Source organism: Micromonospora sp. USAFONa4, assembly GCF_057197825.1.
Window position 1 is genome coordinate 6,128,525 of sequence record NZ_CM170072.1, and the last position, 22,320, is coordinate 6,150,844.

Annotated in this window: 18 protein-coding genes; 10 read left to right on the plus strand and 8 right to left on the minus strand. The window is 73.5% G+C overall.

Going from position 1 to position 22,320, the window contains the following annotated elements:
* Window positions 1-42: 42 nt before the first annotated feature.
* Together AC0OO9_RS27045 and AC0OO9_RS27050 are read right to left on the minus strand one after the other, a co-directional pair.
* Window positions 43-603 (minus strand): GNAT family N-acetyltransferase, encoded by a 561-nt coding sequence (locus AC0OO9_RS27045; protein WP_484513309.1) that lies wholly within the window; start codon window positions 601-603, stop codon window positions 43-45.
* Window positions 600-2,669 (minus strand): penicillin acylase family protein, encoded by a 2,070-nt coding sequence (locus AC0OO9_RS27050; protein ID WP_484513311.1) that lies wholly within the window; start codon window positions 2,667-2,669, stop codon window positions 600-602. The genes AC0OO9_RS27045 and AC0OO9_RS27050 overlap by 4 nt, the downstream gene beginning before the upstream one ends.
* Window positions 2,670-2,767: 98 nt before the next feature.
* Between AC0OO9_RS27050 and AC0OO9_RS27055 the strand changes: the two genes are divergently transcribed.
* From AC0OO9_RS27055 to AC0OO9_RS27085, 7 genes are all read left to right on the plus strand, one after another.
* Window positions 2,768-3,478, plus strand: coding sequence for a siderophore-interacting protein (locus AC0OO9_RS27055; protein ID WP_484513312.1), 711 nt, complete (start codon window positions 2,768-2,770; stop codon window positions 3,476-3,478).
* Window positions 3,475-4,716: an MFS transporter gene (locus AC0OO9_RS27060; RefSeq protein WP_484513314.1), complete on the plus strand. Its 1,242-nt coding sequence runs from the start codon at window positions 3,475-3,477 to the stop codon at window positions 4,714-4,716. Before AC0OO9_RS27055 ends, AC0OO9_RS27060 begins: the two co-directional genes overlap by 4 nt.
* A 141-nt stretch (window positions 4,717-4,857) precedes the next feature.
* The gene (locus AC0OO9_RS27065) at window positions 4,858-6,414 is read left to right on the plus strand and encodes a pyridoxal phosphate-dependent decarboxylase family protein (protein ID WP_484513315.1); all 1,557 of its coding nucleotides are present in this window, start codon (window positions 4,858-4,860) and stop codon (window positions 6,412-6,414) included.
* Window positions 6,415-6,442: 28 nt separating this feature from the next.
* Window positions 6,443-7,741, plus strand: a complete 1,299-nt coding sequence (locus tag AC0OO9_RS27070) for a lysine N(6)-hydroxylase/L-ornithine N(5)-oxygenase family protein (protein WP_484513317.1) — start codon at window positions 6,443-6,445, stop codon at window positions 7,739-7,741.
* Window positions 7,738-8,313 (plus strand): GNAT family N-acetyltransferase, encoded by a 576-nt coding sequence (locus AC0OO9_RS27075; protein ID WP_484513319.1) that lies wholly within the window; start codon window positions 7,738-7,740, stop codon window positions 8,311-8,313. The genes AC0OO9_RS27070 and AC0OO9_RS27075 overlap by 4 nt, the downstream gene beginning before the upstream one ends.
* Window positions 8,310-10,124 (plus strand): IucA/IucC family protein, encoded by a 1,815-nt coding sequence (locus AC0OO9_RS27080; RefSeq protein ID WP_484513320.1) that lies wholly within the window; start codon window positions 8,310-8,312, stop codon window positions 10,122-10,124. Before AC0OO9_RS27075 ends, AC0OO9_RS27080 begins: the two co-directional genes overlap by 4 nt.
* A complete protein-coding gene (locus AC0OO9_RS27085) occupies window positions 10,121-11,629 on the plus strand; it encodes an MFS transporter (RefSeq protein ID WP_484513322.1) in 1,509 nt (502 codons plus the stop codon). The genes AC0OO9_RS27080 and AC0OO9_RS27085 overlap by 4 nt, the downstream gene beginning before the upstream one ends.
* A 169-nt stretch (window positions 11,630-11,798) precedes the next feature.
* Here the strand turns inward: AC0OO9_RS27085 and AC0OO9_RS27090 are convergent, their stop codons facing one another.
* The 4 genes from AC0OO9_RS27090 to AC0OO9_RS27105 all read right to left on the minus strand — a co-directional run bounded on the left by AC0OO9_RS27090 (window position 11,799) and on the right by AC0OO9_RS27105 (window position 14,193).
* A complete protein-coding gene (locus AC0OO9_RS27090; RefSeq protein ID WP_484513324.1) occupies window positions 11,799-12,359 on the minus strand; it encodes an NADPH-dependent FMN reductase in 561 nt (186 codons plus the stop codon).
* A gap of 12 nt (window positions 12,360-12,371) precedes the next feature.
* Window positions 12,372-13,307 (minus strand): ROK family protein, encoded by a 936-nt coding sequence (locus AC0OO9_RS27095; RefSeq protein ID WP_484513326.1) that lies wholly within the window; start codon window positions 13,305-13,307, stop codon window positions 12,372-12,374.
* A 9-nt stretch (window positions 13,308-13,316) separates the two neighbouring features.
* A complete protein-coding gene (locus tag AC0OO9_RS27100) occupies window positions 13,317-13,670 on the minus strand; it encodes a DoxX family protein (protein ID WP_151455066.1) in 354 nt (117 codons plus the stop codon).
* 91 nt (window positions 13,671-13,761) lie between these two features.
* Window positions 13,762-14,193: a type II 3-dehydroquinate dehydratase gene (locus AC0OO9_RS27105; protein WP_484513329.1), complete on the minus strand. Its 432-nt coding sequence runs from the start codon at window positions 14,191-14,193 to the stop codon at window positions 13,762-13,764.
* Between the two features lie 334 nt (window positions 14,194-14,527).
* On the opposite strand from AC0OO9_RS27105, the gene AC0OO9_RS27110 reads away from it, so the two are divergent.
* Genes AC0OO9_RS27110 through AC0OO9_RS27120 form a run of 3 tightly spaced genes read left to right on the plus strand, consistent with a single transcriptional unit; the run spans window position 14,528 to window position 17,554 of the window.
* On the plus strand, window positions 14,528-15,691 hold the full coding sequence (locus AC0OO9_RS27110) for a DegT/DnrJ/EryC1/StrS family aminotransferase (RefSeq protein ID WP_484513331.1): 1,164 nt from the start codon (window positions 14,528-14,530) through the stop codon (window positions 15,689-15,691).
* A complete protein-coding gene (locus tag AC0OO9_RS27115) occupies window positions 15,688-16,821 on the plus strand; it encodes a Gfo/Idh/MocA family protein (RefSeq protein ID WP_484513333.1) in 1,134 nt (377 codons plus the stop codon). The genes AC0OO9_RS27110 and AC0OO9_RS27115 overlap by 4 nt, the downstream gene beginning before the upstream one ends.
* 37 nt (window positions 16,822-16,858) lie before the next feature.
* A complete protein-coding gene (locus tag AC0OO9_RS27120) occupies window positions 16,859-17,554 on the plus strand; it encodes an HAD-IA family hydrolase (protein ID WP_484513335.1) in 696 nt (231 codons plus the stop codon).
* A 137-nt stretch (window positions 17,555-17,691) separates the two neighbouring features.
* Here the strand turns inward: AC0OO9_RS27120 and AC0OO9_RS27125 are convergent, their stop codons facing one another.
* The gene (locus AC0OO9_RS27125) at window positions 17,692-18,483 is read right to left on the minus strand and encodes a M23 family metallopeptidase (protein WP_484513337.1); all 792 of its coding nucleotides are present in this window, start codon (window positions 18,481-18,483) and stop codon (window positions 17,692-17,694) included.
* A 105-nt stretch (window positions 18,484-18,588) separates the two neighbouring features.
* Window positions 18,589-22,299, minus strand: coding sequence for a non-ribosomal peptide synthetase (locus tag AC0OO9_RS27130; RefSeq protein WP_484513339.1), 3,711 nt, complete (start codon window positions 22,297-22,299; stop codon window positions 18,589-18,591).
* Window positions 22,300-22,320: the final 21 nt, after the last annotated feature.

Below are 22,320 nucleotides of genomic sequence, written 5' to 3' on the forward strand. Positions count from 1 at the left end.
GGGGCCTCGCCGCGTCGTCGGGCGGGGTCCGGGCCGTTTCACTCAGGCGGGTACGGCGTGGTCCGCCTCGAACCGCTCCCGGGTCAGGAACGCCAGCTGGGCCCGCTTGTCGGGCATGTCGATCTCGTCGGCGAAGGTGAAGCCCTCCCGCCGCAGCCGGTCGAGCGCGCGCTCGTTGCGGACGTCGGGCTCGACGACGATCCGGAGCCGGGTGGGGTCGGCGAACAGGTAGCGGGCGAGGGCGGGGCCGATGGCGGTCGTGAGGCCCTTCGGCGGGCGCCTCCCGGGGGCGAGCAGCAGGTGCATCCCGACGTCGCCGGGCCGCACGGTGTAGCGCTCGCCGACCGGGTCCGCCTCCGGCTGGTAGGTCTGGAACAGGCCGATCGGCGCGCCGTCGAGCATGATCAGGTACGCGTGGTGGGTGTCGAGGCCGTCGACGAACTCGTAGATCTCCCGCACCTCGTCGACCGAGTGCGAACCCATGCCCCAGAACGCCGCCCGGGGCTCGGTCACCCAGCCGTGCACCAACTCCGCGTGGGCCTTCGGGTCCAGCGCGACGAGCGACAGCTCGCCGAAGCCGGGGATGTTCTCCTGATATGTCACGGTGTCGCGTCTCCTGGTTCTGGGGTGAGTTCTCGCCAGTCGGTGACCACCGGAACCAGCTCGCCGCCGGCCCACAGTGGCAGTTGGTCGTCGAAGTGCGGGTCGCCGGGGCGCCCGGACGCGCCGAAGGGGACGATCCAGCGGCTCTCGGCGCGGTCGGTCAGGTCCCACACGTAGCGGGCCACCGGGCCCCGCCAGCACGCGTCGGACACGCCGGGCACGCTCGACGTGGCCAGCACGCAGTCGGCGTCGCCGGCCAGCGCGACCCGCTCCCGCATGCCCCGTACCGCCTCGTCGGTGGCCGCCGCCACGCCGAGGTGGACGGGGTGCAGCACGTGCCGCCGGCCCCACGGCTCCGGCGGGTCGCCCGCCGCGACGTCCTCGAGCGCCCCGGCCGCCACGGGACCGATCTCGCCGCCGAGGCGGTGCAGCCCGGTGGCCACCCCGTCGAGGGCGTGGCCGATGCGCGACAGCGGGTCGGTCCACGGCGCGAACAGGCCGTCGAACGCGCTCGGGGTCTCGCGCAGCGGGCGCAGGCACGGGTGGTCGTACAGGCGGCGGGCCAGGGCCGCGCGCCAGGCGGCCCAGGCGCCGGCGTCGGCGCTGTCGGCCCGCATGTCTCCGTCCCACGTGGTCAGCCGGTCCCGCAGCCGCCGGGCCGGCCCGCTGAGCCCGCCGGGGTCGACCCGGTCGAGCAGGCCGCGCAGCGCCCCGGCCGCCAGTCGGGTGTCCATGTGTACGGCCTCCGGCCGGGCGCCGTCGGCGAGCAGGGCGCGGATGCGGCGGGCCCGGTGCGGCGGGGCGAAGCCGGTGCCGAGGTCCGCCACGTCGGGGCGGCGGTCGTTGGCGCAGACCGCGAACCCGTCGACGGCGGTGCGGCGCGGCTCGGCGTAGCCGCCGTGCCACCGGTACCGGGGATCGTCGCCGGGCACCGGCTCCCGGCGGCACCGGTCGTCGCGAAGCGGGACGAGACCGGCGACCAACTGGTGGACCGTTCCGCGCCGGTCGGCGACCAGGACGCTGTTGACCGGCTCGACCCAGTCGCGCAGCGCGTCGGCGACGTCGTCGGCGCTGCGGGCGCGCAGCAGCGGCAGCAGCGCGTCGAAGCCCAGGCGCTGCTCGACCCGGCTGGGGGTACGCAGGCTGATCGCCTCGCCGGTGTTCCGGTCGTGGTCGACGACCGGCCCGCGCGGCGTCTCGATCACCTCGACGGACCCCGCTTCGCCGCCGCGGACCTCGATCCGCTCGACGTGCCGGTGCGCCGGCACCCAGCCGTCCGCCTCGCGGACCAGCACCCGGTCGCCGTCGCGGCGCAGCTGTTCGCGGTAGAGGTCCTGGTAGTCGGCCATCGCGTTGGTGACGGCCCAGGCGACCTCGCCGGCGTGTCCGAAGTGGGGGAGGCCGGGCACGCCGGGGAACGCGAAGCCGAACACGTCGAACTCGGGGCAGGCGAGGCGCACCTGGTGGTAGATGCCGGGCAGTTCGAGGATGCGGTGCGGGTCGCCGGCGATGACGGGCGCCCGTCCGGTGCCGGGGTCGCCGGGCACGGCCCAGGCGTTGCTGCCCGACCCGTCGGGGCCCTCGACGGCGAACAGGCCGGTCGCGGACGGGCCGAGGGTGGCGGCGACGTGGGCGTGCCACAGCTTGTTGGGGAAGGTGGAGAAGAGCACGTGCTGGACGAGGAAGACCCCCAGCGGCGACCACGGCCGCCACCGGCCCGGGGCGCAGCCGACCGCCGCGAACTCGGGTGCCGCGGCGGCGCCCTCGGCGAGCCCCTCGTTGACCCCGTCGACGTAGGCGCCGACCCACCGCCGGGTGGCGGGGGCGAGCCGCTCGAAGCAGCGCCGGGCGGTGTCGTCGAGGCGGGCCCGGCGGGCGAAGCGGTCCCAGCCCAGCTCGGCGGGGCCGACGTGCTCGGCGAGCCGGCCCTCGGAGCGCCACCGTTCCACTTCGATCTGCCAGGCCCGGTCGACGGCGGCGACCCGGCCCTGCAACCGGGCGAGGCCGTCGACGCTGTCGGCGCTCAGGTGCGGGACACCCCACCGGTCGCGATGGACGCCGGTCATCGTCGCGCCGGGCGGATGGGCGGTCGTCCCGCCTGCCACAGGAATGTCAACTTAGGCTACCCTCCCCTAACTGAGGCAGACCTTACCTGGAGGGGTGCGTGAAGCGAAACTGGGAAGCCCTGGTGCTCAAGGCGATGGGCGGTCGCGAATTCCGGCTGACCGTGCTCGGCACCGAGGCCGTCGGCGAGCGCTACCGTCGACTGCGCATGGACGGCGGCGGGCTGCTGGAGGCGTGCGGTGTGCACCCCACCATGTGGGTGCGGCTGTGGTTCGACAACGACGGCAAGCCGCACCAGCGCGCGTACACCCTCGTCGACCCCGACCCGGAGACCGGCCGCTTCGACCTGGAGTTCGCCATCCACGACGGATGCGCCGCCCGGTGGGCCGCCGCCGCCCAGGTCGGCGACACCATCGAGGCCACCGTGCAGGGCACCGCCTTCACCCTGCCGGACCCCGCCCCGCAGCACCTGTACCTGGTCGGCGACGCCGCCTCGCTCCCGGCGGTGAACAGCCTGCTCGCCGCGGCCCCCGACACCCCGGCGACGGTCTGGCTGGAGTACGCCCACGAGGGCGAGAAGGAGCTGGCGCCGCGCGCCCACGCCAGGCATCAGGTCACCTGGGTGCCGCGCCGCGACGAGGGCCAGCACCTGGTCGAGACGGTCTGCGCGGCCCTGCCCGCCGTCGAGGACGCCCACTACTGGGTGGCCTGCGAGGCGGCCAGCACGCGCGGCATCACCAAGCACGTACGGCGGACGCTGGGCGTCGGCAAGCACCAGCTCACCTCGCTGGCCTACTGGAGCGCCCGGTGAGAGGTCGGCTCGGCACGCTGACCGCGCTCTACGTCACGCAGTACCTCGGCATCGGCTTCATCACCGTCGGGCTGACCGCCATCCTGCGCGACGGCGGCACCTCCCTCGACACGCTGGCGCTGTTGCAGTTCGTCGGCCTGGTCTGGCCGATCAAGTTCCTCTGGGCACCCGTCCTCGACCGGTACGGCTCCCGCCGCCGTGGGCACTACCGGTCCTGGCTGCTGGTGCTCCAGGGCGGCCTGGTGCTGGCCCTGCTGGCCCTGCTGCCGTTCGACCGCCCGGCCGCGCAGCTCGGCCCGGTCGTCGCGATCTGCGTCGCCTACGTGTTCCTCTCCGCGACGCAGGACATCGCCGTCGACGCCGTCGCCGTCCGGCTGCTCTCCGAGCGCTCGCGGGGCACCGGCAACGGCATCCAGGTCGCCGCGAGCTACGTCGGCAACCTGCTCGGTGGCGGGGCCTGCGTGGTCGTCTACGACCGGTTCGGCTGGGCGCCCGCGATCCTGCTGCTCGCCGCCCTGACCGCCGTCGGCCTGCTGGTGGTGTGGCGGTTCCGCGAGCCGGACCGCACCGACCGCGTCGCCAGCGCCGGTGCGGCGTACCGGGCGCTGCTGTCGGTGCTGGGTCAGCCCGGCTGCCGCCGGTGGACCTTCGGCGTGGTGCCGCTGGTCTACATCGGCGCGGGCGCGACGTACGCCCTGGTGACGCCGGCCCTGGTGGACGCGGACTGGTCGCTGGCGCGCATCGGCGTGGTGACCGGCGTGGTGACCAGCCTGCCGGCCATCGTGGCCGGTCTGGTCTCCGGGGCCGCGATCGGCCGGTTCGGGCGGGGCCGCGTGCTCGTCGCCGGGGGAGTGGCGCTCGCGCTGTCCACGGCGATGCTGCTGCCGTTGCTGAACGGCCGGGCCCCGCTCGCCGGGACGGTCGCCGCGCTCTGCTGCTTCATGGCCGCCTACACGGTCGCCAACGTCGTGCTCTACACGGTCAACATGGACTACTCCCGGCCCGGCACGGGCGGTACGGACTTCACGGTGCTGTCGTCGTTCGGGCTGGTCTGCTCGTTCGTGGCGGCCTCCGTCGCGCTGGCCGCGGCCGAGGTGTTCGGCTATCCCGCGGTCGCCCTGGCCTCCGTCGTCCTGGTGGCGCTCGGCGTCGCGCTGGGCCTCGGGCACCAGCGGCGGTTCCCGCCCCGATCCGTTGCGGCGCCGGGGGAGCGCGAGTTGTCGAAGGTGCCGGGTTGAGTGATATCGCTCAATGTGGGCAACGATGTTGACACATCCTTAGGTTAGGGTAACCTAAGCTCGCTCGATCACCGACTGCGGGCGGATGGTGACGTCCCGCCAGCTCGCCGTACCGTCCATTCCCGACCGTTGAGGACCCGCATGAGCCTGCCCGGACCCACCGTCCAGGTGCCTACGACCGGGGTGACCCCCGCCTCCCACGGCGCCCGCGCCCACCTCTTCACCGCCGGCACGGTGGAGGACTACCGGCGCGTGCTGGCCGAGGGGATCGGCCGGGTCGCGACCCGGATGGCCGAGGTGGACCGGCCGTTCACCGGCGTGACACCGGACGAGCTGGTGCCGCGGATCGCCGGCATCGACCTGGACCGGCCGCTGGGCGACAGCGGCGCCGCGCTCGACGAGCTGCACGACGTCTACCTGCGCGACGCCGTCTACTTCCACCACCCCCGCTACCTCGCGCACCTCAACTGCCCGGTGGTGATCCCGGCGCTGCTCGGCGAGGCGGTGCTCACCGCCGTCAACTCCTCGCTGGACACCTGGGACCAGAGCGCCGGCGGCACGCTGATCGAGCGCCGGCTCATCGACTGGACGGCCGACCGGATCGGCCTGGGGCCGGCGGCCGACGGCATCTTCACCAGCGGCGGCACCCAGTCCAACCTCCAGGCGATGCTGCTGGCCCGCGAGGAGACCTGCGCGAACCTCGTCGGCCGGACGACCGAGCGGCAGTCCCGCCCGGAGCTGCTGTCGCGACTGCGCATCATCACCTCGGCGGCCGGCCACTTCAGCGTGCAGAAGGCGGCCAAGCTGCTCGGCCTCGGCGCCGACGCGGTGGTCACCGTGCCCACCGACGCCGACCGGCGGATGCGCACCGCCGACCTGGCCCGGGAGATCGCCCGGTGCCGGGAGGAGGGGCTGACGGTGATGGCCGTCGTCGCCACCGCCGGCACCACCGACTTCGGCACCATCGACCCGCTGCCGCAGATCGCCGACATCTGCGCCGCCGCCGGCGTCTGGCTGCACGTCGATGCCGCGTACGGCTGCGGGCTGCTGGTGTCGCCGACCCGGCGGCACCTGCTCGACGGCATCGAGCGGGCCGACTCGGTCACCGTCGACTACCACAAGTCGTTCTTCCAGCCGGTCAGCTCCAGCGCGCTGCTGGTGCGCGACCGGCGCGTGCTGCGGCACGCCACCTGGCACGCCGACTACCTCAACCCGGCGCGGATGGTCGAGCAGCGCATCCCCAACCAGGTCGACAAGAGCATCCAGACCACCCGCCGCTTCGACGCCCTCAAGCTCTGGCTGACCCTGCGGATCATGGGGCCGGACGCGATCGGCGAGCTCTTCGACGAGGTGGTCGACCGGGCCGCCGCCGCGTGGCAGCTGCTCAGCGGGGACCCCCGCTTCGAGGTGGTGACCCGCTCGCAGCTGAGCACCGTGGTCTTCCGCTACCTGCCGGCCGCCGCCGGCCGGGAGGTCGTCGACGACGCCAACCTGTACGCCCGCGAGGCGCTGGCCGCCTCCGGCGCCGGGCTCGTCGCCGGGACCAAGGTCGACGGCGCGCACTACCTCAAGCTCACCCTGCTCAACCCCGAGACCACGATGGATGACATCGCCCACGTCCTCGACCTCCTCGCCGAACACGCCGGCTGGTACGCCCAGACCAGGGCCACCGCCGAGCTGTCCTGCCCCGTCGGCTGACGATCCGCCCCCCGCTCTGGAGAACCGCATGTCGACGCACGACTTCATCGCCGTCGGGCTGGGCCCGTACAACCTGGGCCTGGCCTGCCTGACCGAGCCGATCGACGGGCTCGACGGCATCTTCCTGGAGGCGCGGGACAGCTTCAGCTGGCATCCCGGGATGCTGCTGGAGTCGACCCGGCTCCAGACGCCGTTCATCGCCGACCTGGTCACGCTCGCCGACCCGACCTCGCCGTACTCGTTCCTGAGCTACCTCAAGGAGTCCGGGCGGCTGTACCCGTTCTACATCCGGGAGAGCTTCTTCCCCCTGCGCAGCGAGTACGACGACTACTGCCGCTGGGCCGCCGGCAAGCTCGACAACGTCCGGTTCGGGCAGCAGGTCACGGCGGTCGGATTCGACCCGGCCGACGAGCACTACACCGTCACGGCCACGGTGGCGGCCACGGGGGAGCCGGTCACCTACCGGGCCCGGCACCTGGTGCTCGGCACCGGCACCCCGCCGTACGTGCCGGAGGCCTGCGCGGGCCTCGGCGGCGACGCGATCCACAACTCGCAGTACCTGGAGCACCGGGCGGCGCTGCGCGCGAAGCGGAGCATCACCGTCGTCGGCAGCGGGCAGAGCGCGGCCGAGATCTACCACGACCTGCTCGGCGACATCGACACCTGCGGCTACCAGCTCAACTGGGTGACCCGCTCGCCCCGGTTCTTCCCCCTCGAATACACCAAGCTCACCCTCGAGATGACCTCGCCGGACTACGTGGACTACTTCCACGCCCTGCCGGAGCCCACCCGCTACCGGCTGGAGTCCGAGCAGAAGGGGCTGTTCAAGGGCATCAACGCCGACCTGATCAACGAGATCTACGACCTGCTCTACGCCAAGAGCATCCCCGGCCCGGTCCGCACCCGGCTGCTGACCAACACCGCGCTGACCACCGCCACCCACGACGAGTCGAGCGGGACGTACACGCTGGGGCTGCGCAACGTCGAGCAGGAGCGCGACTTCACGCTGGACACCGAGGGGCTGGTGCTGGCGACCGGCTACCACTACCGGGTCCCGGAGTTCCTGGAGCCGGTGCGCGACCGGATCCGCTGGGACGCGCACGGGCGCTTCGACGTGGCCCGCAACTACAGCATCGACCACACCGGCCGGGGCATCTTCCTCCAGAACGCCGGCACCCACACGCACAGCGTCACCTCACCCGACCTGGGCATGGGCCCGTACCGCAACTCGTGGATCATCCGCGAGCTGCTGGGCCGCGAGCACTACCCGATCGAGAAGGGCATCGCCTTCCAGGAGTTCGGCGCGCCGGCCGGGGCCGCGTCGTGACCGAGGTCGTGCACCGCCGCGTCGACGGCCGGCTCGGCGAGTTCGCCCTGCGTACGCTCGACCCGGACGCCGACGCGCCGCTGCTGCACCGCTGGGTGACCCACCCGAAGGCGGCGTTCTGGCTCATGCAGGACGCCGACGTGGCCCGGGTCGCCGAGGAGTACCGGCGGATCGCCGCGCACCCGCACCACGACGCGTTCCTCGGCCTGCACGAGGGCCGGCCGGCCTTCCTCGCCGAGCGGTACGACCCCGCCCACGTCGAACTCGTCGGCCTGTACGACGCGGCCGACGGCGACGTCGGCATGCACTTCCTCTGCGCCCCCGCCGACGCCCCCGTGCACGGCTTCACCCGGGCGGTGATCACCACGGTGATGGCGTGGCTCTTCGCCGACCCGGCCACCCGGCGGGTCGTCGTGGAGCCCGACGTGCGCAACACGGCGGTGCACGCGCTCAACGCGGCCGTCGGCTTCACCGTGATCGGCCCGATCCGCAAGCCCGAGAAGGACGCGCTGCTCAGCGTCTGCACCCGTGACCAGTTCCACGCCGCAACCCGAGGAGACGTGCCCGCGTGAACCCGCTCGCATCCGTGGCCCACCTGACGCCCGCCAACTGGGCGTACGCCAACCGGCTGCTGGTCCGCAAGGCGCTGGCCGAGTTCGCCCACGAGCGCCTGCTCGCGCCCGAGCCGCTCGACGCGGACCAGTCGGCACCCGTGACGGGGGAGCGTCGGTACCAGGTGCGCGGCGACGACGGCGAGGTCGTCTACCGGTTCACCGCGAGCCTGCTGGCCCTGGACCACTGGCGCATCGACGCCGACAGCATCACCCGCCACCGCGGTGACGCCGAGCTGCCGCTGGACGCCCTGGAGTTCTGCCTCGACCTGCGCGGGGCGCTCGGGCTGAGCGACCAGATCCTCCCCGTCTACCTGGAGGAGATCAGCTCCACGCTGGCCAGCACCGCGTACAAGCTGGACAAGCCGGCGGTCAGCGCCGCCGAACTCGCCGAGGCGGACTTCCAGGCCATCGAGACCCAGATGACCGAGGGCCACCCGGGCTTCGTCGCCAACAACGGCCGCATCGGCTTCGGCATCGACGAATACCGGGCGTACGCCCCGGAGGCGGGCCAGCCGCTGCGGCTGCTCTGGGTGGCCGGTCACCGGGACCGGACGAGCTTCAGCTGCGCCGCCGACCTCGACTACGACACCCTGATCCGCGCCGAACTCGACGAGGAGACCCGCGCCGGGTTCGCCGACACCCTGACCGGGCTCGGCCTCGACCCGGCCGACTACCTGCTCATCCCGGTGCACCCGTGGCAGTGGTGGAACCGGATCTCCGTCACGTTCGCCGCCGAGGTGGCGCAGCGCCGGCTGGTGTGCCTCGGTCCCGGCCCCGACGAATACCTCGCCCAGCAGTCCATCCGCACCTTCTTCAACGTCACCGACCCGTCCCGGCACTACGTGAAGACCGCGCTGTCCGTGCTGAACATGGGCTTCATGCGGGGGCTGTCGGCCGCGTACATGGCGGCCACCCCGGCCATCAACGAGTGGCTCGCCGACCTGATCGACGGCGACGGGGTCCTCAAGCGCACCGGGCTGACGATCATCCGCGAGCGGGCCGCCGTCGGGTACCGGCACCTGGAGTACGAGGCGGCGACCGACAGGTACTCCCCGTACCGCAAGATGCTGGCGGCCCTGTGGCGGGAGAGCCCGGTGCCGGCGCTGGAGCCGGGCCGGCGACTGGCCACGATGGCGTCCCTGCTGCACACCGACCGCGAGGGCCGCTCGTTCGCCGCCGCGCTCATCGCCCGGTCGGGGCTGGCGCCGCAGGTGTGGCTGCGCCGCTACCTCGACGCCTACCTCACCCCGCTGCTGCACAGCTTCTACGCCCACGACCTGGCGTTCATGCCGCACGGCGAGAACGTCATCCTCGTCCTGGACGGCGGGACGGTCGAGCGGGCGATCTTCAAGGACATCGCCGAGGAGATCGTGGTGATGGACCCGGACGCCGACCTGCCCCCGCTGGTCGAACGGGTCAGGGCCGACGTGCCGGAGGACATGAAGCTGCTGTCCATCTTCACCGACGTCTTCGACGGCTTCCTGCGCTACCTCAGCGCCATCCTCGTCACCGAGGGCGTCCTGGACGAGGAGACCTTCTGGCGGACGGTCGCCGGGTGCGCCGCCGACTACGCCGACAGCGTCCCGCACCTGGCCGAGCGGCTGCGGCGCTACGACCTCTTCGCCCCGGAGTTCGCGCTGTCCTGCCTGAACCGGCTCCAGCTGCGCAACAACCAGCAGATGGTCGACCTCGCCGACCCGTCGGCCGCGCTGCAACTGGTCGGCACCCTGACCAACCCCATCGCCCGCTTCGCCCCGGCCGCCCGATGACGAGCACGACGCTCGCGCCCCCCGCCGGGGGGCCGGCCGGTGGCGCGGACGGTCGGGTGCGGGGCCGGTGGCTGATCCTCGCCGTGCTCTGCCTCGCCCAGGTCACCGTGGTGCTCGACAACACGGTGCTGACCGTGGCGATCCCCGTGCTCACGACCGAGCTGGCCGCCAGCACCGCCGACGTGCAGTGGATGATCAACGCGTACGCGCTGGTCCAGTGCGGACTGCTGCTCACCGCGGGCAGCGCCGCCGACCGGTACGGCCGCCGCCGGATGCTGCTGGCCGGCCTCGTGCTGTTCGGGCTCGGGTCGCTTGCCGCCGGGCTGTCCCAGTCCAGCGGCCAGCTCATCGCGGCCCGCGCCGGCATGGGGATCGGCGGCGCGCTGCTGGTCACCGCCACCCTCGCGGTGGCGATGCAGGTCTTCGACGACACCGAGCGGTCCCGGGCGATCGGCCTCTGGGCGGCGGCGAGCGCGCTGGGCTTCGCGGCCGGGCCGCCCTTCGGTGGGCTCGTCCTCGCCCATCTGCCGTGGGGGGCGATCTTCCTGGTCAACGTCCCGATCGTGCTGGTCTGCCTGGTGGCGGCGTGGGCGCTGGTGCCCGAGTCGCGCCAGCCGGCCGGCGGCCGGCTCGACCTGGGCGGGGTGCTGCTCTCCACGGCCGGCCTGACCGCGGTCGTCTACGCGATCATCGCCGGGCCGGAACACGGCTGGACCGCCACCCCCGTGCTCGGCGCGGCGGTCGCCGGGGTGCTCCTGCTCGCCGCCTTCGTGGCCTGGGAGCGGCGGGTCGCCGACCCCATGCTGGACATGCACTTCTTCCGCAACCCCCGCTTCGTGGGCGCGGTCTCCGGCGTCGTCCTGATCACCTTCGGCGCCACCGGCGCGCTGTTCCTGCTCACCCAGCACCTCCAGTTCGTCCGCGGCTACCCGGCCTGGGAGGCGGGGCTGCGGATGATGCCGTTCGCGCTCTCCATCGTCCTGCTGAATGTGGGCGGCGTCGCCGCGCGGGTGATCCACCGGCTCGGGCTGGCGTACTCGATCGCCCTCGGCATGACGCTGCTCGCCGCCGGTCTCGCCCTGATCACCCACGCCCCGTCGGACGGCTACGGGGTGCTGCTGCCGGGCCTGCTGGTGATGGGCGCCGGCTGCGCCGTGGCCAACCCGGCCATCGTCGAGGCCGTGATGAGCGCCATCCCGCCGGAGAAGGCCGGGGCGGGCGCGGGCGTGGACGGCACCATGACGGAGGTCGGCAGCAGCCTCGGCGTCGCCGTGCTGGGCGCGATCCTCAACGCCCGCTTCGCCGCGCTGCTGCCCGCCGCCGTGGCCGGCGCCGGCTCGTTCCCCGCCGCGCTGGCCGCCGCGCGGAGCGAGCCGGAGCGCGCACTCGTCTCCGACGCGTTCCGCTCCGCCCTGGAGACCGGGCAGACGGTCGGTGCCGTGGCCGTCTTCGCGGGCGGCTGCGTGGCCGCCGCGCTGCTGCGCCGCGCCGAGCGGGCCGGCTGAGCGCCGACCCGACCAGGTCCGCCCCGCGCCGGCGGGCCGACGCCGCCAGCCGCGGCGTCGGCGTCCGACCCGACCGCGTCCGACCCGACCGCGTCCGACCGCGTCGGCGTCCGGCCGTGTCGGCGTCCGGGCCGGTCGGTGCCGGGGTCCGGGCCGGACTGTGCCGGCGTCAGGGCCGGCGGAGCGTGCGCAGTGCGCCGGCCCAGGCGACGACCTCGTCGAGCATGGTGTTGAGGGCCTGCTCCTGGTGCGCCGCCGGCCGGAAGTCGCGGAAGTTGACGAAGTCCGTCGTCAGGGAGAGCGCGACCTGGGACCGGACGTCGGCCACGCCGAGCTGCCCGAGCACCAGCCGCAGGTGCTCCGCCGCCCGCGTGCCGCCGTGCACGCCGTAGCTGACCAGGCCGGCGGAGGCGTGCTGCCACTCCTTGAACAGGAAGTCGACGGCGTCCTTCAGCGCGCCCGGGATCGAGTGGTTGTACTCCGGGGTGACGAAGACGAAGCCGTCGAACCCGGCGATCGTCGACGCCCAGCGGCGTACGGCGGGGCGCCTCGACGGCGCCATCGACGGCGGCAGCACCTCGTCGAAGTGCGGCAGGTCGTGGTCGGCGATGTCGACCAGCTCGACCGTGGCGTCGCCCCGCTTGGCGGCGACGTCGGTCACCCAGCGGCCCACGGCGTCGGCCTTGCGGCCGGGCCGCGTGCTGCCGACGATGACACCGATCCTGACCATGACTGATCTCCTCTACAGGGTGGGGACGGAACGCACGGGGGCCGGCGGGCCGGTGAGGCCACGGGCCAGCTCCACCGCGCCGTGCAGGGACGACAATCCGCCCAGGGCGGCGGCCCGCACCGGGGGCGCCGGCCGCCCGGGCCGGCCGGCGGCGCGGGCCCGCTCGGCGACGAGCGGCACGAAGTCGGGCAGGCCGGCGGCGAACCCGCCGCCCACGATCGCCAGCGCCGGATCCAGCAGCTCGCCGAGGCTCACGACCGCCGCCGCCAGCGCCCGGCAGCTCGCGTCGACCGCTTCCACCGCCCACGGCCGGCGCTCGTCGAGCCCCGCCCGGAGGTCGTCGAAGCTCACCTCGGCGCCGCGGCCGGCGCCCGCCCGGCGCAGGGTGGCCGGGCCGGACGCGATCGACTGGAGACAGCCGCGCCGGCCGCAGTCGCAGCGCTCGCCGTCGAGGGCGACGACCATGTGACCGATCTCGGCGGAGGAGCGGCCGGGCACCGACCGCCCCGCCAGCACCACGCCGCCGCCGATCCCGGTGCCGACGCCCAGGTAGACCACGTCGTCCCGGCCGGCGTGCCGGGCCTCGGCCAGCGCGGCGAGGTCACCGTCGTCGGCGACGGCCATCGCCGCGCCGGGGAAGATGCGGCGCAGCGCACCGGCGAGGTCCAGCCCCGCCCAACCGGGCCGGCCGGGCCAGGTGGTGACGGCGCCCGCCGGGTCCGTGGTCGCCGGCATCGCCACCCCGACCGCACCCACCGGTCCCCACGCCTCGCGCAGCCGGTCCGCCTCGGCGGCCAGCGCGGCCAGGTCCGCGGCCGGGTCGGCGCCGCGTGGCCAGCGGAAGGTCCGGTCGTACGCCGGTCGTCCGGGCGCCTCCGCGCGCAGCGCCACCTTGGTGCCGCCGACGTCGACACCGAGCACGCCGTCGCCCCGCCGCGGACCGGTCACGCCCGCGCCTCAGCCCTCGAGCACGTGCAGGACCACGAGCGCGACGGCCGCCACCGCGAAGATCACCGGCGTCAGGGTCATCGGGGCCGGGTCCTTCGCGCGGGCGTGGTAGACCACCGCGCCCACCATCTGCAGGGCGAGGCCGATCGCCGCCGCGATGCCCAGCGGCGCCCAGAGCAGGCCGAGCAGCAGCCCGGCGACCGCGGCGAGTTCCAGCACCCCGAGCAGGCGCGTCAGCCCGGGCGAGACGCCGAGGTGGTCCATCCGCTCGCGCATCTGCGCCTGCCCGGTGAGCTTCGGCACGGCGGTGCCCAGGAAGACCGCGGCGAGGATGAGGGTCAGGACGAGGATGGGAATGTGCACGTGAAGTCCTTCGGGAAGAGTCGGAACGTGCGGACGACCGTACCGCTGGCGCATCGACGCCGATCGGGCCGGACGGCGCGGTGACGGGTCGTCATCGGACGGTCGCGACGAGGGCGCGGGCGGCCAGGCGGTAGCCCAGCGGGCCGAGCCCGACGATGACGCCGCTGGCCAGCGGGGCGATCACCGAGTCGTGCCGGAAGCTCTCCCGGGCCCAGACGTTGGACAGGTGCACCTCGACGAATGGCCGGGGATAGTTGGCCAGCGCGTCGCGCAGGCTCCAGCCCGCGATCATCAGGGCGCCCGGGTTGACGATGGCGCCCACGGTGTCGTAGTTGTCCTGGATGGCGCGGATCAGGGCGCCCTCGCAGTCGTGCTGCTCGGCTACCACCCGCCAGCCCCGTCCCGCGATCTCCTCGCCGACGGCCCGCTCGATGTCGTCCAGGGTGTCGGTGCCGTAGATCTCCGGCTCCCGTCGGCCGAGGATGCCCAGGTTCGGGCCGTTCAGCAGCAACACGTCCGACACGCTTCACCTCGCGGGGCGTGGCCCTGTCCCGACAAGGCCCGATGACTGGTCCACCGCAGTCTTACTACGCCCGCGACGTTGGACGAACCGGCGGTGGCCGTGGCGCGGCGGACTAAGGGGTGGCTAGGGGCTGTTAGGGGCGGTGACCGCGCGTCCGCTTCGGTTACCGTCCTCCCTGCCGAAGCGACGCCGCCGGCTCCAACGGAAGCGTCACCTACCTCGAACCGGCCATCGGCGCCCCGGTGCGCCCGGACCGCGTGCCGGCGGTACCCGGTCGTCCCGCCCGATGGTCCGGCGAAGCCCCTGGTCTGCCCGAGTTGGGAAGTGGGAAGTCATGAGTGGTCAGCCCTCGACGGTGTCGGAGTTCCCCGAGTGGCCGCAGTTCGGCGACGAGGAGCGCGCCGGACTGATCCGCGCCCTCGAACAGGGGCAGTGGTGGCGGATGGGCGGCAGCGAGGTCGACTCCTTCGAGAAGGAGTTCGGTGACTACCACGGCACGCCGCACGCGCTCGCCGTCACCAACGGCACCCACGCCCTCGAGGTCGCCCTGGAGGTGCTCGGCGTCGGGCCGGGCACCGAGGTGATCGTCCCGGCCTTCACGTTCATCTCGTCCTCGCTGGCCGCGCAGCGCCTCGGCGCGGTCGCCGTGCCGGTCGACGTCGACCTCGACACCTACTGCATCGACCCGGCCGCCGTCGAGGCCGCGATCACCCCCCGCACCAAGGTCGTCATGCCGGTGCACATGGCCGGCCAGTTCGCCGACATGGACGCGCTGGACAAGCTCGCCGCCGACGCGGGGGTGGCGGTGCTCCAGGACGCGGCGCACGCCCACGGCGCGCAGTGGCAGGGCAAGCGGTCCGGGGCGCTCGGCTCGGTGGCCGCGTTCAGCTTCCAGAACGGCAAGCTGATGACCGCCGGCGAGGGCGGGGCGGTGCTCTTCCCCGACGAGGAGCTGCGCGAGCGGGCGTTCCTCGTGCACAGCTGCGGCCGGCCCCGCACCGACCGGGACTACCTGCACGGCACCACCGGCTCGAACTACCGGATGGGCGAGTTCACCGCCGCCGTGCTGCGCGCCCAGTTGTCCCGCCTCGACGAGCAGATCGCGGTGCGCGAGCAGCGCTGGCCGCTGCTGTCGAGCCTGCTCGCCGAGATCCCCGGCGTGGTGCCGCAGACCACCGACCCCCGTACCGACCGCAACCCGCACTACATGGCGATGTTCCGCGTCCCCGGGATCACCATCGAGCGCCGCCGCGCCGTGGTCGACGCGCTCATCGCCCGGGGCGTCCCGGCGTTCGTGGCGTTCCGGGCGATCTACCGGTGCGAGGGCTTCTGGAAGGCCGGCGCCCCCGACGAGTCGGTCGAGGCGATCGCGGCCCGCTGCCCCAACGTCGAGCAGATCCACTCCGACTGCATCTGGCTGCACCACCGCACCCTGCTCGGCACGGAGCAGCAGATGCACGAGATCGCCGCCGTGCTCGCCGACGTCCTCGCCGGATGACGGCCCTGCCCCCGGCCGCCGCGCCCGACCGACCGGTGCGGGTCGCGGTGGCCGGCCTCGGGTGGGCCGGGCGGGAGATCTGGCTGCCCCGGCTCGCCGCGCATCCGGGCTTCGAGGTGACCGCCGTGGTCGACCCGGAGCCCGGCGTACGCGACCGGGCCCGTGCCACCCACGACGTCCCGTCCGCGTACGCCGACGTCGACGACCTTCCCGCCGGGGCGGTCGACCTGGTGGTGGTCGCCGTACCGAACCACCTGCACGCCAGCGTCGCCGTCCGGCTGCTGCGCCGGGGCGTACCGGTGTTCCTGGAGAAGCCGGTCTGCCTGACCTCCGCCGAGGCGACGCTGCTGGCCGACGCGGAACGCGACGGCGGCGCGGTGCTGCTGGCCGGCAGCGCCGCCCGCTACCGGGCCGACATCCGGGCCCTGATCAGGGTGGCTGGCGAGCTGGGCCCGATCCGGCACGTCGACGTGGCCTGGGTCCGCGCCCGGGGGGTGCCCGACGCGGGCGGCTGGTTCACCCGGCGCGACCTCTCGGGCGGGGGAGCGCTGGTGGACCTCGGCTGGCACCTGCTCGACACGGTGCTGCCGATGCTCGGCCCGACCCGGGTCACCCACGCCATCGGCAGTGTCTCCGACGACTTCGTCAACGACAGCGCCGCCCACGCCGCCTGGCGCAGCGACACCGCCGCCGGTGGTCGCGCCCCCGGGGACGTCGAGGACACCGCGCGGGGCTTCCTGCTCACCGCCGAGGGGGCCTCGGTCGCCCTGCACGCCTGCTGGGCCTCGCACGAGTCGCTGGACCGCACCACGGTCACGGTGCACGGCGCCGCCGGGTCGGCGACGCTGCGCTGCACGTTCGGCTTCAGCCCCAACCGGGAGCCGGCGCCGGTGCTGACCCGCACCCGGGACGGCGAGACCGTCCGGCTGTCGCTGCCCGAGGTGCCGATCGGCGCCGAGTACGACCGCCAGCTCGACGAGCTGCCCGCGCTGCTCGCCGACCCGGCGTCGCGGGGCGCGGCCGTCGCCGAGGCCCGCCGGACCATCGACATCATCGAACGGATCTACCAGTCCGCCCGGCCCACCGCGCCGGAGCGGCAGCACGCGCTGGCGGGCCATCGCGACAGGTGAGAACCACCGTCGGCCACACTCGCTTCCGGGAGCAGCCATGAGCCATCCATCGTCCACCGTCGAGGTGACCCCGCCGCCGCCGGGCCGCGGCCCGATCCGCGCGGTCGTGTTCGACCTCGACGGCGTCATCGTCGACAGCTCGGCCGTCATGCGTGAGGCGTTCAGCATCGCGTACGCCGAGGTGGTGGGCGACGGGCCGGCGCCGTTCGAGGAGTACAACCGGCACATGGGCCGGTACTTCCCGGACATCATGCGGCTGATGGGACTGCCCCTGGAGATGGAGGAGCCGTTCGTCCGGGAGAGCTACCGGATGGCCCACCTGGTGCCGCTCTTCCCCGGCGTCCGGGAGACCCTGGAGACGCTGCACTCCCGGGGGATCCGGATGGCGATCGCCACCGGCAAGGCCGGCCCCCGGGCCCGCTCCCTGCTCGACCAGCTCGGCGTGCTGGGCCTCTTCGGTCAGGTGATCGGCTCCGACGAGGTGGCCCGCCCGAAGCCCGCGCCGGACATCGTCCTTCAGGCGCTCGGCCACCTCGACGTGCCGCCCGGCCAGGCGATGATGGTCGGTGACGCGGTCATCGACCTGCTCAGCGGCCGGGACGCCGGGGCGACAGCCGTGGCCACCACCTGGCACGGCGGGGACGTCGCCGCGCTGCTCGCCGCCGGCCCCGACCTGGTCGTGCACGCCCCGACGGAGCTGCTCGCGCACTGCCCGGCAGCCCTCGTCCACTGAGACCAGCTCGCCCGCTCCCCGTCGTGACGGGCGCGACCTGAACCTGTCGTACGCACATCCGGCCCGCCCCGGACAGGCGGGCCGGGACACCGTCTGGAGTCCCCGCCCGCCTGTCCGGTATGGCCGGTCGGGTCGGGTCAGCCGTTGCGGCTGACCGGCGCCGTACCCACCACGTAGTTGGTGCCGACCTCGACGCTGTTGGGGATCTCGCGGCTGGTCTGCGTGTCGCAGTTGACGATGTTCCAGTGCAGGTGCGGGCCTGTCACGTTGCCGGTCGCCCCGGAGGTTCCGATCCGCTGTCCCTGCGCCACGCGGTCACCGTTGTTGATGATCGTCGCACTCAGGTGGGCGTACTGGGAGCACCGGTTGTTGCCGTGGTCGACGAGCGCCATGATCCCGCCGCCGCCCGCCCAGCCCTCGAAGCGGATGGTGCCCGCGGCGGACGCGAGGATCGGCACGCCCACCGGCGTGCCGAAGTCGATGGCGTGCCGGTTGTAGACGTCGCTGTGGGAGAAGCTGCTGCCCGCCGCCTGGGTGATCGGGTAGGCGCTTCCGGCGGGGAACGGCAGCTTGAACTGGGCGGAGCTGGCGCAGAGCGGGACGACCGGGCCGTTCGAGCCGGTCTCCAGGAATCCGTCGGTGAGCCACCCGCCGCCCGAGAGCTTGTTCCAGATGTTGGTGACGCCGGCGAAACCCTGGACGGAGTCCCCGCGGACGTGGCAGGTGATGGTGACGGTGTTGCCGTTGGGGACACTGCCGATCACCGCTGCGCTCAACGACGGGGCATTGCGGATGTTCAGCGGGAGCCCACTGGGTACGTACACCCTGACCTGGGCGGCAGCATGCGCCGGCACAGCCGACAGGGCCACGGTCAGACAGGAGACCAGGACAGCGATCAGGGTCTGCGTTACGCGGCGCAGGGAAATCACCTCCGACTGGCCCGCCGGGGCGGGCGATAGATCATCATCGACAGCGTGATGCTAGCCCCGGCGGAGCCGTGGCGATACACGCCGATAGGGGCCCCTGACGTGCTCTCAGTGCGCTGCGTCGACGGCCTCGGGTCCGGCTTCCAGGAAGTGCAGCATGGCGGTGGCCAGGATCTCGGCGACCGGGGCCGGGACGAGGTCGGTGCGGATGGTGACGCGAAGCAGGGCGCCCCCGTTACCGGGCAGGACCTCGGCGACACAGCCACCCGACCACTCCCGGGCGTACGGGTCGACGACCTCCTCGGTCCGGCAGCCGGGCAGCTCCAGCGGGAGAACGAGGTTGTCCTGGTAGGCAAAGGAGGGCAGGCTGTTGGTCACCTCGCGGGGCATCCCGAGGACCGGGTCGGTGGTCATCTCCAGGAAGGTGACGTCCTGGGCTGCCATCAGCTGGTCCACGGTCTGCTGGAGGGCCCGGACGAGGTTCTTCTCGGGGCTGTCGAACCGGACCCGGAGGCAGTTGGAACCGATCCTGCTGGTGAAGGCGGAGTCGAGGATCCGGCTGCCGCGCTGCGCGACGATCATCAGCAGGGCGATGTCGTCCTGCTGGTGGATGGTGCGCAGCGCGGAGGCATAGGCGGCGGCGAAGTAGGTGGAGCGGCTGAACCGCTGTTCGCGGCCGGCCCGGTCCCAGCGGTCCAACACGTCGGCGGAGACGGCGACGATGTGCCCGGTCCTGGGGCCCCACATCGGGGTCTGCTCCAGGAGCTCCTGGGGTCGGCCCTCGCCCTGGCGGGCGAGCCCGCGCAACTGTTCGCGCCAGTAGGCCCGCTGCGCGTCGAGGTCGGCGGCCTCGCGGAGGCGGGTGTATTCGTCGTACGACTGGCGGAGGGTGGGCGCGGGTCGCGCCCACACCGGGGCCGTGCCGGACAGCCGGGCGGCGTAGGCGTGGCTGAGGTCGCGCACGAGCAGCGCGTGTGACCAGCCGTCGAAGGCGATGTGGTGGATGCCGATGCCGAACAGGATCCGGTTCGTGGTCTTGTTGCGGATCAGGGCGGCGCGCCAGTTGCGGCCCTGGGTGTAGTCCAGCGGCTGCTGCACCGCCTCGGCGAGTTGGTCGAGTGCTTCCTGTTCGCTCGCGGCGTCGGTGAGCAGCCGGAGCTGGGGCATACCCGGGTTCGGCGGGATGATCGCCACGGGCGGGTCCACCCGCCGGTAGCGGGCGTACAACGCCTCGTGCCGCCGGTGCACGTCGCCGAGCGCCGCCATCAGCGCGCGCAGGTCCAACTCGCCCTCGATCCACCAGGTGGTCGGACAGACCAGCTCGAACGGGAGCACGAGACACTTGGCGACCGACGGGGTCAGCGGGACGGGCCCGGTCGGGGCGGGGCGTCCGGTGACGGGCGGTTCCGGTTCGGCTCGGGGTCGGCGGGGTGCGGTGGCGAGCCAGCGGGCCAGTTCGCGTGGGGTGGGTGTGCGGTGGATCTGCGAGACGGGTACGACGACGTCGGCGGCCTCGTCGATGGCGGCGGCGACGGCGGCGGATTGCAGGGAGGTGCCGCCGAGGGCGAAGAAGCTGTCCTCGGTGCCGATGGGATCGATACCGAGTACGGTGGCGAACACGCCTGTGACCAGCCGTTCCTCGGCGGTCGCGGCTTCGACGTAGGCCACGCCGAGGTCCGGGCGCTGCGAGCCGGGTTCCGGAAGGGCCCGCCGGTCGATCTTCCCCGTGCCGCCGACGGGGAACCGGTCGAGCACCATGATCACGGCGGGGACCATGTACGAGGGCAGCACCGTAGCGGCGTGCTCCCGCAGTTCGCTCACGGTCGGGGCTCGGCCATTGTGCCCGGTCACGTAACCGACGAGCCGGGCGACGCCCCGGTCCTCGCGGCGGACGACCACGGCCGTGCCGACGCCCGGATGCTGTTCGAGGACGGCTTCGATCTCGCCGAGTTCGATGCGGATGCCGTTGACCTTGACCTGGTGGTCCATCCGCGCGAGGATCTCCAGCGCCCCGGAGGCGTTCCACCGGCCCAGGTCACCGGTGCGGTAGGCGACCCCGCCGCCGTACGGGTCGGTGACGAACCGTTGCGCGGTCAGTTCGGGGCGGTTGAGGTAGCTGTCGGCGACCCCTGCGCCAGTGATGAGGATCTCGCCGGGGACTCCCATGGGGACGAGGTCGAGTGCGGCGTCGACGACACGGATCTGGCGGTTGGGCATGGGCCAGCCGATCGGCACGTACGCGCCACCCCAGCCGGCCTTGGCGTCGAACCACGTGCAGGCGACGGATGCCTCGGCGGGGCCGTAGGCGTTGATCAGGCGGGTGCCGGCGGCCATCCACCGTTGGGCCATGCGGGGCGGGATGGGTTCCCCGGCGAGGGTCACGCAGGACATGCTCGGGCAGTCGGCCGGGTCGACGGCGGCGAGGTTGGTGGGTGGGCAGAACGCGTGGGTGGTCTGCTCCTTGGCGATCAGCTCCGTCAGCCGGCGGGCGTCGAGCAGGTCGTCACGCGAGCAGACCACGACGCGGGCGCCGGAGGTCAGCGCGGTGTAGATCTCGCCCAGGGCCACGTCGAAGACGGGGGCGCAGCAGTGCAGCATCCGGCTGTCCGGGCCGACCGCGCACTCGTCGCGCATCCAGGTGACGAAGTTCGTCAGCTTGTCGTGGGACAGCACGACGCCCTTCGGCGTCCCGGTCGATCCGGACGTGTAGATCACGAACGCCGGCTGGGAGGCGTCCACCACCGGCAGGTCGATCGCTTCGACCGCCTCCACAGCGGGCCAGTCCTGGTCCAAGGCGACCACCCGCACGCCGTCGGGGCGGGGGATGCGGGGGACGACCTCGCCCACGGTGAGCACGACCTGGGCACCGTGGTCGGCCAGGAGCATCTTCATCCGCTCCGCCGGCCACGACACGTCCATCGGCGTGTAAGCCGCTCCCGCCCGCAGCACCGCCAGGGTGGCGACGAGGGTCCACATGCTGCGGTCCAACGCCAGCGACACCACGTCCCCGACCCCGACCCCGACTGCGCGCAGGTAACGGGCCAGTAGTTCCGAACGGCGGGCCAGTTCCCCGTACGTGACGACCTCGCCGTCGGCGACACCCGCGACCGCGTCCGGCGTCCGGCGTGCCCACTCCAGCACCAGTTCGTGGAGGGGCTCGCCCGGCACCGGGCAGCTCGGACCCCGGCCCCATGCGAGCAGCTGGTCCCGCTCGGCCGTGCCCAACAACGGCAACCCGGACAGCGGGACGTCGGGTTCCCGCAACCCGGCCGCCAGCAGCGTCCCGGTCTGGTCCAGCAGGCCCCGTGCCCAGTCGGTGGAGAAGCCCTCCGCCGCGTAATCGACCCGCAGCCCGGAGCCGTCCGAGGCGACCGTCACCACCAGGTCGACGTCCACCACCTCCGGACCCACCTCGGCCACCGGGCCGTCGACCAGGCTCACCGCCACCGGACCCGGCACACCGGCGGTCACCACCGGCGCGGCCCACGCCGCACTTACCCGGCTCACCAGCTCACCGAACGCCGGATCGTCCGCCACACCCACCCGGACCAGCGATCCCCCCGAGGACCGGCCCAGCACCACCTCCTCCTGACCGGTGTACCGGGCCAACACCCCGACGAGTCCCGCCAGGACCACCGTCCCGGCCGGCTCCGCGCCGGCCGGGACGGGCAGCTGCAAGGTCCGCACCTGCGACGCCGCCCGGGCCGGCCACCCCAGTGGCCGACGCAGGTCGCCCATGAGGTCGAGAGCCTCGAAGTCGGTACCGGGCCCGACGACCTCCGTGGCCTGGGCACGACCACCAACGAACCCGACAGACATGAGCCAACCTCCGATCAGGCC

What these genes read in the sequence shown, in the direction of transcription:
- AC0OO9_RS27050 (WP_484513311.1), bottom strand. Translation starts at nt 2,669, where the DNA reads ATGACCGGCGTCCATCGCGACCGGTGGGGTGTCCCGCACCTGAGCGCC.
- AC0OO9_RS27065 (WP_484513315.1), top strand. Translation starts at nt 4,858, where the DNA reads ATGAGCCTGCCCGGACCCACCGTCCAGGTGCCTACGACCGGGGTGACC.
- AC0OO9_RS27070 (WP_484513317.1), top strand. Translation starts at nt 6,443, where the DNA reads ATGTCGACGCACGACTTCATCGCCGTCGGGCTGGGCCCGTACAACCTG.
- AC0OO9_RS27085 (WP_484513322.1), top strand. Translation starts at nt 10,121, where the DNA reads ATGACGAGCACGACGCTCGCGCCCCCCGCCGGGGGGCCGGCCGGTGGC.
- AC0OO9_RS27090 (WP_484513324.1), bottom strand. Translation starts at nt 12,359, where the DNA reads ATGGTCAGGATCGGTGTCATCGTCGGCAGCACGCGGCCCGGCCGCAAG.
- AC0OO9_RS27110 (WP_484513331.1), top strand. Translation starts at nt 14,528, where the DNA reads ATGAGTGGTCAGCCCTCGACGGTGTCGGAGTTCCCCGAGTGGCCGCAG.
- AC0OO9_RS27115 (WP_484513333.1), top strand. Translation starts at nt 15,688, where the DNA reads ATGACGGCCCTGCCCCCGGCCGCCGCGCCCGACCGACCGGTGCGGGTC.
- AC0OO9_RS27120 (WP_484513335.1), top strand. Translation starts at nt 16,859, where the DNA reads ATGAGCCATCCATCGTCCACCGTCGAGGTGACCCCGCCGCCGCCGGGC.
- AC0OO9_RS27130 (WP_484513339.1), bottom strand. Translation starts at nt 22,299, where the DNA reads ATGTCTGTCGGGTTCGTTGGTGGTCGTGCCCAGGCCACGGAGGTCGTC.